This window comes from Erythrobacter tepidarius (assembly GCF_002155695.1).
In the GTDB taxonomy this organism is placed as follows: domain Bacteria; phylum Pseudomonadota; class Alphaproteobacteria; order Sphingomonadales; family Sphingomonadaceae; genus Erythrobacter; species Erythrobacter tepidarius.
In genome coordinates, this window is record NZ_MUYJ01000004.1 from 172,724 (window position 1) to 186,577 (window position 13,854).

A 13,854-nucleotide genomic window follows, 5' to 3' on the forward strand; every position below is an offset into this window, starting at 1 on the left:
GGAATGGGCTGCCGCCCATGTCCTGCGCCCCGCCCCTTGCGCGCGATTGCACGGCCCGTCTGCAGGCTGTGTTGGTGCGCGCCTGCGGGGGCCGGATTTTTCGCTCCAGGACAGTGTCTCAAGTGTCTCCAACAGACAGCTTGAATGGCGCGAAGCTGAACGAACGGAGCTGCGCTGGCGCTGGCGCTAGCGCGCCTTGGCCCGCTCGTTGGCTGCGCCGAAGCGCCCATGCTTGCGGAAGCGCAGCATCCACTTGTCGAGAAACAGGCCGAGCGGCTTGGCCTCGATCCCAAGGTCGGCCAGCGTTCGCGCGCCTTCGGCGACGACATTGCCCGCCTTCAGCAGGGTCCATTGGTCACGGCTCATCGGGGTGCCGGGCAGGGCGGCAAAGATGGCCGACAGGCCGTCAGGCACGGCGAGGAAGATGCGCTTGCGCCCTTGCGCCGCGGCGATGCGCCGGTGGAGCTCCATCATCGTCAGCTGCTCCGGCCCGCCCAGCTCATAGGTCTGGCCGCCATGCGCTTCGGGATGCTCCAGCGCCACCGCAACCGCTTCAGCCACATCATCGGCATAGACCGGCTGGAGCTTGGCTTGCGCCCCGAAAACCGGGAGCACCGGCAAAAGCGCGATCATGGAACCGAAGAGGTTCAGGAAGTTGTCGTCCTTGCCGAACACGATCGAAGGCCGCAGGATCGTGGCCGTGGGGAAGGCGGCGAGCACGCGCGCCTCGCCCAGCGCCTTGGCCCGGGCATAGGCGGTGGGCGAAGCGGCATTGGCGCCGATCGCGCTGACATGCACCAGCGCCTTGACCCCATTGGCGCTGGCGATCCGTCCGATCGTGCCGGGCGCCTCGCCCATCAGCGCGTCGAGCTTGCCGCCGAAGGCGCCGACCAGGTTGACCGCGTGGCTCGCGCCCGCGAGCGCGGCGGCGACATGGCTCTCGCGGGTGATGTCGCAGGGCAGAAATTGCAGCTGGCCGAGATTGGCGAGCGGCTTGAGCGCTAGGCCCGACTGCGGATTGCGGCTGGCGATTCGCAGCCTTGCGCCGCGCTGAAGCAGGCTCTGAGCGACATAGTTGCCGATATAGCCGCTGCCGCCGAAGATCGTGACAAGTTGGCCGGAAAGCGGAGAGGGGGTGGGCATGGGTCAGGTGCTCTTGCTGGCTGTCCGTGGATCTGCGCTGCGCCATGCGGCAATGCGCGCCTGCGGGCAAGACCCGCGATGCGGCCAAATGGCGAATGGGGGATTTGAGGGCGCACGCAGACGTGGTGCCGAAATCGTGCAAGGTTTGCGTTGACACATGCCCCCCGCCCTCGCTAAAGGCGCGCCCCTACCCAGCTTCCCGGCAGCGATGACCGGCCGGCTATGTGCCCAGATGGCGGAATTGGTAGACGCACCGTCTTCAGGTGGCGGCGCTCGCAAGGGCGTGGAGGTTCGAGTCCTCTTCTGGGCACCAACACACTGTAAGATCCTGATCTTACTGAAAAATCATGAGAAAAGCCCGCCGACTGCACCACAAGAGTGCTACACAGGTCGACGATCTCATATTCAAGATCAGCAAGCGGAAAGGCTCGTCTCTGTGGCAGGTGCGCAAGCGCTGGCCGACCGACGTTGCCCCCATTCTCAAGGGCGAGTTCACCCGATCCACCGGCGAAAGCGATCGCAAGCTCGCCGAGGCGAAGCTACCGATCATCTCGGCGGAATATGTCGCGCTGGTGGAGGACGCCCGGCGACAGCAATATCGCCAACCTGGTCGACGAGGCGGGCAAGCCCTCTCGCACCGTCAATGACCTGATCGACGCCTTCGAGGAAGCCGAGAGCGAGCGTTGGGCCCTGTGCACGGTGCGGGCCAAGGAGCCCGTCAATCGGCTCCTCGATCCGGATTTCGACGATCCGCGACAGGCCGCTCACGCATTCTGGGAACGTGCCATGGAAATCAATTTCTTGGCTCAGTTGCGCGCGGCGTGAAACCTGTTGCCGTCGACGCTTGCCCGGGGGCAAGGGCACTGACTGCAAACTATATCAGCGGCCGCCCGCTGACGATGGTCGGCGGCTCAGTTTGCCACTCAACCAAACATGCCGCCATTGGTTTCGCCTATAGCCCAGCAGTCGCGCATCGCGATCGCGGCATCAGGGTCTTTTTCTGGCCCCGCGGGCAGTCGTGCCAGCCATGACGGATGGCACGGTATCGTTTGGTGCTGAACTCAATCGCGCCGCGACTTTTGACGCCGTAGTCGACGCCGCCTTCGCAGGCATGATCGCCAATCGGTTTCTCATTCTCTCGCACGGCGAGGTCAGTCAACACATGGGTCAGAAGGCGGAAGACCCTGATCGTTGGTTCACCGCAATGGCAAAGTTGCGGCGGCGCTATCCGCTGGACTCTTCCACTAGCATCGCGCACTTAGATTGTTGACAATTTAGTCATCATAGCTGATGGACGGGCAAAGCCATTCCGATCAACGAGGGTGGAACCTGGGAGGCGATTCATGAAGGCAAGTGCTTGGGCAGCGACCTTTGTGTCACTGATGGCGGGTGCGAGTGGGACGGCATTGGCGCAAACCGCGCCAGTCGAGGACGGTGTCACAGGAGCTGAGGCCGAGGCGAAGGTTAATGAAGGCGAAATCGTCGTGACCGCACGGCGTCGTGAAGAGCGCCTTCGTGATGTCCCCGTGTCAGCAACCGTCATCGATGCCCAATCGCTGATCGACCGTGGTTCGATAACGACCGTTCAGGCCATACTACAGAATGCGCCCGGTGTGCGGTTCTTCAACACCACAAGCCAGCTCAATTCTGAAACTTCGATCCGCGCCTCAAGTACGGCGCGCGGCACCAATGCCGAACCCTCGGTCGGTCTGTTTCGTAACGGCGTCTATATTGGCGGGGGTTTTCTAGGCGGACGCAACGCCACCGGTATCGACCTGTTTGATATCGGCCGGGTCGAGGTCCTGCGCGGTCCACAGGGCGCGTTATATGGCCGGAACGCGGTCGGTGGTGCGGTGAATTTTGTGACGGCTGAGCCCGCAATGCGCCGGGAGGGTTTCATCGATCTCAACTATGGCTTCGAAACCAACGCGATTCGCGCACAGGCAGTCTGGAATGAGCCGCTTACCGACACGCTCGCTGTGCGCGTGGGCGTTGACCGGATCGACCAGGATAAGGGCTTTTTCTACAATCCCAACAACGACATCTATTTCGATCGTCACAAGAGCACCGTGGTGCGCGGACAAATCCGCTACGCCACCGACAATCTGGACATTCGCTATCTTGGTGAATTCCAAGACGCCGAAATACCAGCCGTGACGTTTCGCGCCTTCGTTCGCCCAGGCGCAACGCCTGCTTTCCCGCTCGGGTATGTGCAGGACCCCTATGAATACCCTTGGAATACGCGGCCACGGGCGTTCCAGGATGTGCAGATGCATATCCTGTCGGCCGAAATCGACCTTGGCTTTGCGACGCTCACCAGCGTGTCAAGCTATCGCAGGCGCACCTCCTTTTTCCAGTTCGATCAGGACACGCTCGATCCAGCCACATTGGCGCAGCTCAATGCCCAAGGCCAGAATCGCGGCGCCAATCCGAATTTGTCGAGATCGGATTTCGATCGCACCCGCAACTGGTATCAGAACCTTTATCTTACAGGCAAGAAAAGCGGTGGTTTCAACTGGTTGCTGGGCTTGGAGTATCTCGACCAGAATACCAATTACGAGCAGTTGACCGGCACCGCGCTCAACGAGCCAATTCCCGGCACACGCACCGATGGCAAGCTCGAATACAACTCGATCGCGGCTTATGGTTCGGTGAGTTATGATTTCACCGACTGGTTCACCCTTGACGCCGAGCTGCGATACACGCGCGACGAGAAGGCGATTGATTCTGCGCAGTTCGATCGGATCACTGGCGCACTCGGACCGAGCCGGTTCATTCTCGACGACAGATTTGAAAACGATAACCTTGTCTGGGGCGCGACGCTTGGTTTCAAGCCCGGCGATGATTGGCTGCTGTTCGGAAAGGTGGGCACGGGATATCGCGTCGGTGGCTTCAACTTCAATCTCGGCGATCCGCGTCAACCGGTTCCGATCCCCGAATCCTATGGCAACGAGACAACGATCACCTATGAGATAGGTGCAAAGGGTAACATAGCCCCATGGCTTTACGTCAATCTTGCGGCCTATCGCACGAATTTTGACGATATCATCGTCGGCGCAGTGAATGGCTGCTCGCCGGGCTTTCCCGCCTGTCCGACTGCGTCCGTGCCCTTTCTGCTGAATGCAGGCACGGCACGGGCATGGGGGCTCGAGGCCGAGGCCGCCGCAAGCTGGAGGATGGGCAATGTCAAGGCCCGTTTGACCCTGTCCGGGTCGAGGCAGGACGGCAAGATCACGAGCGGACCATATGATGGCGCGCAACTTCCCCAGGTTCCCAACTGGATCGCAGCTGGAACATTCAATCTTCGCGCACCGGTGGCCGAAGGTACGACCTTGTTCCTCAATGCCAACTATCAGGGGGCTTGGGGCGGGGTGAACGAACTCACACCGGCCGGAACGCCCTTGCGCCAACCCGCCACCCGCGGCCCTTATCAATCGCCGATCGATACGATTTCGCTGCTTGACCTTCGGGCCGGCGCCGAATTCGAAAACCTTACCGTGGCGCTGTTTGCGAACAATGCCCTGCAATATCGATATGTCGTGTACGAACTCGTAAGCACGCAGCGGCTGAACCCGCGGCGCTTGATCGGTCTGGATGCGCGCTATCGCTTTTGACCGTCAACGCTGTGCGTACCAGCAGCCGAGGGCGCTAGCCTGGTGTGAAAGCGAACATAATGCCAAAAAAACCATTGCAGAAAGGTTTGCCATGCGCGGATTTGGCCGATTAAGCGACGAAGGGACCTGAACCTTGTGCGGCGAGACGAGATCGAAGCCCGGTTGTCCGGCGGCAAGCGCATTCGGGCAGGAACCATGACCCTTGCCGTTTCACACTTCGCCGCGCCTCGCCAAGGTCTCGGCAATCCGGACCGGGGTCACGTATTCGGGCTGCCGGCGCCGTGAATTCGATCCACAGCCGCAGCGCTGATTGTCTTGGCCCGAACATGAAGTCGTCTTTGCTCCAGCTCTTGAAAGCCACAAGATCATGACCGGAACCGCCAATAGTGCCTCTTCCACTACGCCGAAGCGGCGTGTTTCGGCTGAAGAAGTCGCAGAACAGGTCATGCGGTTGCTCGAATCCCGCGTCTTGCTGCCGGGTGATCGGTTGCGAGAACAGGATCTGGCGGATCGTTTCAAGGTCAGTCGCGGCCCGGTACGTGAGGCGCTGCGGATCCTGGAAGCGAGGTCGGTGGTTCACATCGAGCCGATGAAGGGCGCGACGATCACGCGGCTGTCCGATGACGAGGCCTTGGATGCCGTTGCCGCGAGCGCTGCACTTTTCGGCGTGGCGTGCCGTCTGGCCGCCATTCGATGCGCCGAGGCTGATCTCGCCAAGATCGATGAAAAGATCGCGAAACTGGAAGCCATGGTGAACGAGGGATACTCGCCGCGCGAGTTTTTCCTGCAAACGCTCAGAATCGGCCGAGCGGTAGGACAGGCAGCGCGCAGCCCTCGGTTGATGCGGATGGTGGAGGACATTCGTTTTGGCGCGCCGGACTATTTCGGGCCGCTGGGCTTTACCAGCGACAAGCTGCGTCAAGAAGCCTTGAACAGCTGGAAAGCGATGCGCACGGCTTTGGCTGAGCGCGACGCGGCAAGTGCGGAAGCACTCGGCCGCAAGGTTCATGATGACGCGCTTGCGGCTGCGCTTCTGGTCGTCGCGTGATGCTGCCGCTGCTTGGCCTTGGGAGCGCGCTGGCACTCATGGTGGCAGGCCCCGCGGGCTGGCCCGTACGCCATGCGGACCCAACCAATAGCGACCACGTCGAAGGCCTTGCGCCAGACCATCTGGAGCCTGCCTGGTTCCATGGTCCCGATGTACCGATCGGCACCTTCGTCGCAATCGACGGTGAACTGCTTTTGACGCACAGCTACAACACCGACACCAAGCCGGACGGGGCCTATCGCGGCTGCCATCTCTGGGCGCTCGACGCCAAGACCGGGGCAGTGCGCTGGTGTAGCGGCAAAGTCGGTGCTGCACTCACCTCGCTGGCTGTCGATGGCAGGGGCGGCATCTTTGTTGCCGACACAAAGCGGCTCTTCCGGTTCGATCGGACGGGAAAGCTTGTCTGGCGGCGCTCCATCCCGTCGGAGACTTCTGCCCTGACATGGAGCCTCGATGGCGGCCTTTTGGTGGCCGACTATGCTGGCAACGTGCGGATCTATGACCCGGCGACGGGGCGATTGCGCACAAGGCCCTTCACTTTGCCAGCAGCACCCTATCCACGCGGGCCGATCACACCGGCCGAGGCGCCTGGACAACTCGAGGCGGGGGTTGGCGCTGACTATCTGCCCCGTCTGATCGATAACTTTTTCGGTTACGGCATCGTCATCAAGGATGTTCCGGCGGTGGTGCCGCAAAGCGGCCGGATCTTCATTGCCGGCAATAGCCGCGATGGCAGAACCGGCTCGCTCTATGGTCTCGACCTCGATCAGCGGAGCCGTTTGCGCATCGCCTGCGAGACCGAGATCGGCGCCAACAGCGATACAAGTCCCGCTATATCGGCGGACGGCACCTCGCTGTACATCGCAGCGGCCGGCGAACTGTTCGCAATCGACACTGCCAGTTGCAAGATCCGATGGCGCCTCAGGCGCGATGGCGTGGCAGCGGCCTCGCCGCTGGTTTTTCCCGATGGACGCATCGTGTTAATGGCGGGCGGGAATGTGTCGGCCTTTCAGGACCGCGGGACGACGGGAGAACTGTTGTGGCAGCGCACGGGCGACGAAATCGCCGCTGCGGAAGGCTTTGCGCAAGGCGTCTTCGACAGTGTCGCTATCGGCGCAGCATCGCGGCGAGTCTATGTCACCGCGACCTATGGGCCGAGGCTGGAAGGTATCCCCTTCCCGCAGGCGCACCGCCTGATCGTGCTCGATGCTGCTAACGGCAGGCTTGTTTCCACTGCGCCGCTCGGTGCGGAGAGCGACTCCACTCCCTCCATCTCGCACGACGGATGGGTCTATGTGCCGACAAAGAGCCTCGCCCATGCGCACTGGATCAGCGAACGCAAGCTGGGCCGCCTGCCCGAGCAGTTTCGGCAGCTTCCGCTGCCCCGTCCGCGCAACGGGGTCTATGCTTTCCGGCCAGTATGGAAGGAAAGCAGGTGATCGACCGACGAACGCTGCTTGGCGGGCTTGCTGCGTCGCTCGCCATGCCCGCGTGGGCGAGGAATGAGAATGGTGGTCGTGCCCGCGCGGCGTTTGAAGCGGCTCTCTTCGCATTCTCGATCGGGGAAATGGCACGCCTTGCGGCAGCTGCTCCTGCGCGCAACCGGTTTGGTCACCGCCGAAAGCTGAGCGATCACAGCAATCGTGGGGTCACGATGCCGAACAATGATACGCTCTACTCGTCCTGCTGGCTCGATCTTGCTGGCGGTGCGCATGCCGATGTCGATGTCCCGGTCAATGCCGGGCGCTACGTCAGCGCGGCGCTTATGGGCATGGATAGCGACGTCTTGGCGGTCGAAAGCTCGACCGGCCGTTCGGCCGCGACCGGGCGGTTGCGGATCGTGGGGCCCGACTGGCGCGGCACACCGCCATCGGATCGCCGCCTGCTGCGCCTGCCCGGTTGCGACGCTTGGCTGCTGGTACGGGTAGGAGTTGACGGGGCCGAAGACCTCGCCGCGGCGCAGGCCGTGCAGGCGCAGATTGGCCTTAATGTCGTGGGTGCGGGCCAGATCCCCTCTCCCCTGCTCGGCACCCAGAATACCACGCAAGGCTTGCGCGCTGTGGTCAACGCGGTGCTGTCGCGCACGGCGGCAAATGCGCCGATGCTGCGTCGCGCCCGGCATCATCGCCGCTTCGGCATCGGCACCGCGATTGCGCCCAGGCCCGACGCCGAGACTGCCTGGTCGCAGGCGGTGACCATGCTCGATGCTGCGCATATCGGCGACATTACCGCTCATGGCCGGATCGCGAATGGTTGGCATTGGCCCGATCGGACCATCGCACGCTTTGGCGCCAACGAGCGGTTCCGCGCAGCTGTGGCATTATCCGGACTCGGGGCTTTGCCGGAAACTGAAGCGATTTACCTCACCGCCATGAAGGATGCGACGGGCGCCCCGCTTGCGCCCGGGCGAGGCTATCGTATCGACTTTGCCACGCCGCCACCGGTCGATGCATTCTGGTCGCTCAGTGCCTATCGCGGCGAGCCAGATGGTCGTTACTTCTTTGTCGCGAATCCGCTGCACCGTTTTGCCGTCGGAAGCACTACGCCAGGGTTGCGCAATGGCGGCACAGTGATCGTCGCGCCGACGCAACCGGCCAGCGGCGGCGGGGTTTGGCTTCCCATCGTCGATGGCCCGTTCCGCTTGGTCCTGCGCGCTTATCGCCCACAAGCGACGCTGCTTGATCGACGCTGGCGCCCTCCTGTGATCACTCCGCTCGATTGAGAAGCCTAGGGTGCAAACGCAATCATCCTCTTGAAAATCAGCGTACGCGTCGATTTAAGGAGCCTGCGCTGAAGCAGGAGGTGACGAATTCCCCAGCTTCCCCCCAGCTCGGATTAGAGCCGAGCGGTTGTTTTGCACATCGACGCGGTTGAAGCTCTCGACACAGCCATTCTGCATCGGCCTGCGCGGTGCGATGTAATGCCGCTCCACTCCGATCTCGCCGCACCACATGAACCGATCAGAACGCGGGCGATTGAAACAGCGCAGGATCAACCTCACCATTCACCCGCGTTTCGCGCCAGAACACCGAATTGGCGATGATCCCGTCATACAGCAAAGTCACGCGTCTGGCCTGCACCCAGCCATTGGCGAGCCGGACGAAATCGCCATAGAACCGCTCGTGAAAGCCGCGCGGGGTGGTAAAGGCCATGTAGGTGACAAACCCGCTTTCCCGATCGAAACCGAACAGGGTCTGCGCGCCCTTGGGATCGACGATCCGTACGATATCGCTCTGCCGCCCGGCAATCTCGCGCGGCGGCGCGTGGTGGAGGGCAAAGCCATCTTCCAAGGCGCTGCGAATGATCCCAAAGCCAAAATTGCTGGCCCAATAGGCATCAGCCTCTGCGCGCGGCATGATGCCGCGTTCGGTCCAGGTGGTCTGGCCGTCATAGCCGACCTCGAAGATCACCTTCTCGCCCGCCTTGGCGATGATCCGCACTTTCCCGGAGGCCTCGTGCGCAGCGGTGCGTCCTTCCTCGAAGGTGCGCCACATGCGGTAGTCGTCAGCCACAAAACGCACTGCGCCGGTGGCGGGATCGTAGAAGGTCGCGGTGCCGGCAAGTTCGAGCGTCACCGGATCGAGCCATACCGCGCCGCCATGCGCCGCAACCGCGCGTTCGACGATGGCGCGCGGGGTGGGTTCGACGGTCTCAGCCAAGAGAGGTGCGCCTGCCACACAAAAGGCGATGATCATCGCCTTGAGGATGCTGCGCATGATGACCCTCCAGCGCACAATTTGTCCGGACTGCTTTTCAACCACGCCGCCATGCGATAGGCAAGCGCAATGCGCGCCCTTTGTATCACCGCCTTCGCCTCGCTTATCGCCCTGCCCCATGCGGTGCACGCCGAAGATCGTCTTGCGCCTGGCATCTGGACCAATACCGAGGATGCCTATTTCGCCGAGGAGGAAGGGCGCGAACGCCCCGAACCGGTGCTGATCGAGGTTGGCGCTGATCGACGTTGGCGGCCGATCGACGCTTACGGCATGGCGCGGGGCGACTGGCAGGAGGGCGCAATCCCCGGTCTGTCTGTGCGCAAGGACGGGGCGGGCTGGCAGATCGGCACCAGCGAAATCCGCCGCGCGCGGCCCTTCTCCTGCTGGGTTTCGGTCCGCAAATTCGCGGCGAAACCCGACGGCACGCCCGACTGGACCTTTGCGGGCAACCTGACGAGCTTCGATCAGGGTGGGCGCATAACCATTTCCGGCAAGGGAGAGGCGCCTGATGTCTCGATCCGCCTGCGCAACGTCACCTGGGCGAAGGGCAGCCGCAACAAGCCCGCGCTGGTGCTCTATGTCCACAAGGACGACCCCGAGCGTGCCGAAAGCTACAGCTGGGCCTCGCCCGATGCCTCGCTGGTGGGAATCAACCTGCGCTGGATGCAGGGCAGCTGCACCCGTACGGGAGACTAAGCGTCGGCCCGCTTCCACGCTGCGCCGCCAACCCAGTCCCCGGCGACCGCGCGGAACTCCTCGCAAGTGATCGTGGCCCAGACCCCGGCAGCAAAATAAGGATCGGCCTCCAACCGCGCGCGCGCCTCACCCGCGTTATCCGCCTTGATGACCAGCAGCGAACCCACGGTGCGCTCGCCTTCCTTCAGCGGTCCGGCGACGGCGTAATCGTCGATATGCGCCTCGACATGAGCCAGATGCGCCGCGAGCGCCGCCTCCCGCAGCGCTGCGCTGTCCTCAACATCGCGGCAGCAAAAAGCAAACAGCTTCATCCGCCGACCTCGACACATTCGACCAGCTCGCCCGCCGCGCCGATGGCGGTGGCCACGCGGCGACTTTCGTAAAGCGCCCCTTCGCGTCTGGCGGGTGGCGTAATCCACTCCGCAGTGCAGGCATCAAGATCGCGCACCGCCAGCGTCACCAGCGCATTGCCCGGCGGCAGCATGTCCGCGTGCCGCGCCCGGGGCGTCGCCGCGGCGGGGTAATCATCGACCTCGATGATCGGCATGCGCGCGTGCTTTATCATGGTAATGGTGGTCTGGGTGTCAGGTGGCAGGGCGAAGGCCTTGTTGATCATCGAATAGGGCAAGGTGTAGTCGACACCGCGTTCCAGCCCGAGCCTTTCAGAATACCAGGCTATCGCCGCCTGACGGTCGGGCGCGGCGAGCACCGCGATGAAGATCCGGTCGACCGGCGAGCCAGCGCGGGGCAGATCGGTATCGGCCAAGTCGGCCAGCACCTGATTGAGATAGACCATCTCGCGCCCCGGCCCCAGGGCCTGCATCGGGATGAAAGCGGGGGCAACATTTTCGAGCTTCTTCGGCGGGCCGACAATGGTGAAGAGATCGGGCGGCAAGGCCTCGGGCCAGCGCCACACATCCTCGACCGTGGTTTCGAAGGCGGCCCAGCCATAGGTGGTGGTGGGTTGGAAGGCGGGGTGATCGGGCTGTTCGACCAGCCGGAACCAACAAGGCGCACCGCTTGTCGGGCGCAATACCGCGTAAGGCGAGCCCGCATTGCCCGGGCAGCCCCAGCTCGCCGCGAGGCCTTCCGGCAGCATTCCGCGCTCGATCAGATCGAGGCCCAGCACGCCCTGATAGGCAGCAAGCGCGCGGGAGAGATCGGAGACGGTCGACAGCCCGCTCATGATGGTGCCGTGAGCGATGCTCATGACTTGAACTCCGGCTTGCGTTTCTCGACGAAGGCCGCTGTCCCTTCGGCAAAGTCCGCGCTTTTGAAGGCGGCTGCGAAGATCGCCAGAGTCTCGGCGTCGTCGGCCACCTGCCCGTCGAGCACGCGGCGCACGAAGCCTTTGATCGCCCGTGCGCTGCTGCCCGAGGCGGCGACGATCTGCGCGGTCAGCGTGTCGCTGCTTTCCGCGACGAGTTCGACCAGCCCGATCCGCTGTGCCTCGGCGGCGGGGAGCAGTTCGCCGGTGTAAAGCATCCGCTTTGCCTGCCCCGGGCCGACCAGATCGACCAGCAGCTTCACGTCGTGTAGCGGATAGACAAGGCCCAGCCTTGCCGGCGTGATCCCGAAGCGCGCCGCCGGGGTAGCCACCCGGATATCGCAGGCCATGGCAATTCCGCATCCCCCGCCCACGCAATCGCCCTCGACAAAGGCGATGGTCGGGATGTCGGCACGGGCGAGTTCATATTGCGCGCGGTTGATCGCCTTCTGGTTGGCGGCGCGCCAATCGGCGTCATCCTTGTTGGCGAGCAGTTCGCGAATGTCTGCTCCCGCACAAAAGGCCGCGCCCGGCTGCGCCGCGCGCACTTCCAGCACCCTGGCTGCCGGATCGGCCACCGCCTCGGCGACCAGCCCGGGCAGCGCCTCCCACATCGCCATGTCGAAGGCATTGCGCTTGTCCGCGCGGTCGATCAGCAGGCGCGCCACCGCGCCTTCGCGGGTCAGGCGCAAGGTCATGCCGGGTGCAGCGTCATGAAGTGATCGGCGATCGCCTTGCGGGTGGTGACCCAGACACCCTCGTGCGCGCGAACGTGGCGGAAGAACTCCTCAAGCGCCCAGATCCGCCCGGGCCGCCCGATGATGCGCAGGTGCAGGCCAAGGCTCATCATCTTCGGATTGCCCTCTTCGCCCTCGCGATAGATCTGATCAAAGTTCGCTTTCGCATAGTCAAGCCACTGGTGCGGGGTCAGCGCCGGATCGGTCCACATCTTCATGTCATTGCTGTCGAGCTGATAGGGCACGATGCACATCGGCTTGCCGGGGACCGTGTTTCGATCCCAATACGGCACGTCGCCGGAGTAATCGTCCATGTGATAGGTAAAGCCCTCCTCGAACAGCAGCCGTCGGGTGTTGTCGGTGAGCAGGTAGCGCGACAGCCAGCCATAGGGCCGCACGCCGCAGGTGCGCTCGATGCTGGTGACGGCCTTGCGGATGAAGTCGCGCTCCGTCTCCTCGTCCATCTTGAACTGGTGAACCCAGCGCCAGCCGTGGCTGACGGGTTCATGGCCCAGATCGACAATCGCCTCGGCGATTTCAGGATGGTTCTCCAGGCTCATCGCTGCCACGGTCCAGCTGGCCATGATGTCGTAGCGCTTCAGCAATTTGACGATCCGCGGCGCGCCCGCCTTTATGCCATAAAGATAGTTGGATTCATTGGAATAATTCCGCATCTTCGACTTGACGAAGACGCCCAGCTCGTCAACCGGCTCCATCCCGCGGTCGCCGCGGGCGATGGTCATCTCGCTGCCTTCCTCGACATTGACGACGACGGATAGCGCCATCTTCGCGCCGCCGGGCCAATCGATGCGTTCTTCAGTAAGCGCCATCAGTGCATCTCCTCCCCGCCCGAGACGTTGAGCGCCTCGCCCGTGACGTAGAACGCCGCGTCGCTCGCCAGCCACAGGCAGGCAGCAGCGGTGTCCGAGGGCAGGCCCGGGCGGCCCATCGGGTTCTTGGCGGCCATATTGGCGAGGTAATCTTCGACAGTGGCAAAGCCGAGCAGCTTGCTGAAATAGGCGTTCTGCTGCGCGCCGAGGCCGGTGGTGACGTGATTGGGGCAGACGGCATTGACGGTAATGCCATGCTTGCCAAGCTCCAGAGCGCTCGCGCGGGTCAGCCCGACCATGCCATGCTTGGACGAGACATAGGCGGGCAAGTGAGGAAAGCCCGTCTTGGCCGCCTGCGAGGCGATGTTGATGATCCGTCCGCCCTTGCCGGCCTCGACCATCGCCCGCGCCGCTGCCTGCGTGCAATAAAACGCCCCCGACAGGTTGACGGCAATGACCTGATCCCATTCGTCGGCCGTATCGACCTCGAGCAGCGGCTTCATCTTGAAGCCGATCCCGGCATTGTTCACGAGGATGTCGAGCCCGCCGAAGCGTTCAACCGCCTGCGCCACCAGCGCGCGGCACTGGTCGACCTTCGACACGTCGCAGGCGATCAGCGCAACCTCGGCTCCGCGGGTACGCAGCTCTTCAGCGACGGATTCGGCCTCGGCATCGATCAGGTAGTCGGAAACCACGCAGTTCGCGCCCTCATCGGCAAAGGCCTGCAGGATACCCTGCCCCAACCCCCTTTGCTTGCCCGACCCGGTGACCACGATGGTCTTGCCCGCAAACGCGCCCGCCAT

Annotated in this window: 14 protein-coding genes, 1 tRNA gene and 2 pseudogenes; 8 read left to right on the plus strand and 9 right to left on the minus strand. The window is 63.3% G+C overall.

What is annotated here, in order from left to right:
* Window positions 1-186 precede the first annotated feature (186 nt).
* Window positions 187-1,143: a complex I NDUFA9 subunit family protein gene (locus BZF61_RS05290; protein ID WP_086617591.1), complete on the minus strand. Its 957-nt coding sequence runs from the start codon at window positions 1,141-1,143 to the stop codon at window positions 187-189.
* Between the two features lie 226 nt (window positions 1,144-1,369).
* Here BZF61_RS05290 and BZF61_RS05295 point away from each other — a divergent pair.
* From BZF61_RS05295 to BZF61_RS05320, 6 genes and pseudogenes are all read left to right on the plus strand, one after another.
* Window positions 1,370-1,456: transfer RNA gene (locus tag BZF61_RS05295), tRNA-Leu, on the plus strand.
* Between the two features lie 248 nt (window positions 1,457-1,704).
* On the plus strand, window positions 1,705-1,968 hold the full coding sequence (locus BZF61_RS05300) for a hypothetical protein (protein ID WP_086617592.1): 264 nt from the start codon (window positions 1,705-1,707) through the stop codon (window positions 1,966-1,968).
* Between the two features lie 202 nt (window positions 1,969-2,170).
* A complete protein-coding gene (locus BZF61_RS05305; protein ID WP_086617593.1) occupies window positions 2,171-2,413 on the plus strand; it encodes a hypothetical protein in 243 nt (80 codons plus the stop codon).
* A 73-nt stretch (window positions 2,414-2,486) separates the two neighbouring features.
* Window positions 2,487-4,757 (plus strand): TonB-dependent receptor, encoded by a 2,271-nt coding sequence (locus BZF61_RS05310; protein ID WP_086617594.1) that lies wholly within the window; start codon window positions 2,487-2,489, stop codon window positions 4,755-4,757.
* Window positions 4,758-5,124: 367 nt separating this feature from the next.
* A complete protein-coding gene (locus tag BZF61_RS05315) occupies window positions 5,125-5,805 on the plus strand; it encodes a GntR family transcriptional regulator (RefSeq protein ID WP_086617595.1) in 681 nt (226 codons plus the stop codon).
* A gap of 38 nt (window positions 5,806-5,843) precedes the next feature.
* Window positions 5,844-7,049, plus strand: a pseudogene (locus BZF61_RS05320) (outer membrane protein assembly factor BamB family protein); the annotation flags it as partial.
* A 158-nt stretch (window positions 7,050-7,207) separates the two neighbouring features.
* Here the strand turns inward: BZF61_RS05320 and BZF61_RS15975 are convergent.
* On the minus strand, window positions 7,208-7,519 hold the full coding sequence (locus BZF61_RS15975; RefSeq protein WP_245804523.1) for a hypothetical protein: 312 nt from the start codon (window positions 7,517-7,519) through the stop codon (window positions 7,208-7,210).
* On the opposite strand from BZF61_RS15975, the gene BZF61_RS05325 reads away from it, so the two are divergent.
* Entirely contained in the window at window positions 7,460-8,527 is a 1,068-nt protein-coding gene (locus tag BZF61_RS05325) for a DUF1254 domain-containing protein (protein ID WP_245804514.1), read from the plus strand. The two genes, BZF61_RS15975 and BZF61_RS05325, sit on opposite strands and share 60 nt — an antisense overlap.
* A gap of 147 nt (window positions 8,528-8,674) precedes the next feature.
* Here BZF61_RS05325 and BZF61_RS15550 read toward each other — a convergent pair.
* Together BZF61_RS15550 and BZF61_RS05335 are read right to left on the minus strand one after the other, a co-directional pair.
* Window positions 8,675-8,755 (minus strand): annotated as a pseudogene (locus tag BZF61_RS15550) (integrase core domain-containing protein); the annotation flags it as partial.
* Between the two features lie 10 nt (window positions 8,756-8,765).
* Window positions 8,766-9,521, minus strand: a complete 756-nt coding sequence (locus BZF61_RS05335; RefSeq protein ID WP_086617599.1) for a hypothetical protein — start codon at window positions 9,519-9,521, stop codon at window positions 8,766-8,768.
* A 69-nt stretch (window positions 9,522-9,590) separates the two neighbouring features.
* Here BZF61_RS05335 and BZF61_RS05340 point away from each other — a divergent pair, with 69 nt between their 5' ends.
* Window positions 9,591-10,217: a hypothetical protein gene (locus tag BZF61_RS05340; protein WP_086617600.1), complete on the plus strand. Its 627-nt coding sequence runs from the start codon at window positions 9,591-9,593 to the stop codon at window positions 10,215-10,217.
* Here the strand turns inward: BZF61_RS05340 and BZF61_RS05345 are convergent.
* From BZF61_RS05345 to BZF61_RS05365, 5 genes are read right to left on the minus strand one after another with little or no spacing between them, the layout of a single operon-like run.
* Window positions 10,214-10,528: a YciI family protein gene (locus BZF61_RS05345; protein ID WP_158094061.1), complete on the minus strand. Its 315-nt coding sequence runs from the start codon at window positions 10,526-10,528 to the stop codon at window positions 10,214-10,216. The genes BZF61_RS05340 and BZF61_RS05345 overlap by 4 nt on opposite strands.
* Window positions 10,525-11,427, minus strand: a complete 903-nt coding sequence (locus BZF61_RS05350; RefSeq protein WP_086617602.1) for a VOC family protein — start codon at window positions 11,425-11,427, stop codon at window positions 10,525-10,527. Before BZF61_RS05350 ends, BZF61_RS05345 begins: the two co-directional genes overlap by 4 nt.
* Window positions 11,424-12,182 carry an enoyl-CoA hydratase/isomerase family protein gene (locus BZF61_RS05355; protein ID WP_086617603.1) on the minus strand — a complete coding sequence of 253 codons (759 nt, stop codon included), beginning with the start codon at window positions 12,180-12,182 and terminating at the stop codon, window positions 11,424-11,426. The genes BZF61_RS05350 and BZF61_RS05355 overlap by 4 nt, the downstream gene beginning before the upstream one ends.
* Window positions 12,179-13,051, minus strand: a complete 873-nt coding sequence (locus BZF61_RS05360) for a polysaccharide deacetylase family protein (protein ID WP_086617604.1) — start codon at window positions 13,049-13,051, stop codon at window positions 12,179-12,181. Before BZF61_RS05360 ends, BZF61_RS05355 begins: the two co-directional genes overlap by 4 nt.
* Window positions 13,051-13,854: an SDR family NAD(P)-dependent oxidoreductase gene (locus BZF61_RS05365; RefSeq protein ID WP_086617605.1), complete on the minus strand. Its 804-nt coding sequence runs from the start codon at window positions 13,852-13,854 to the stop codon at window positions 13,051-13,053. The genes BZF61_RS05360 and BZF61_RS05365 overlap by 1 nt, the downstream gene beginning before the upstream one ends.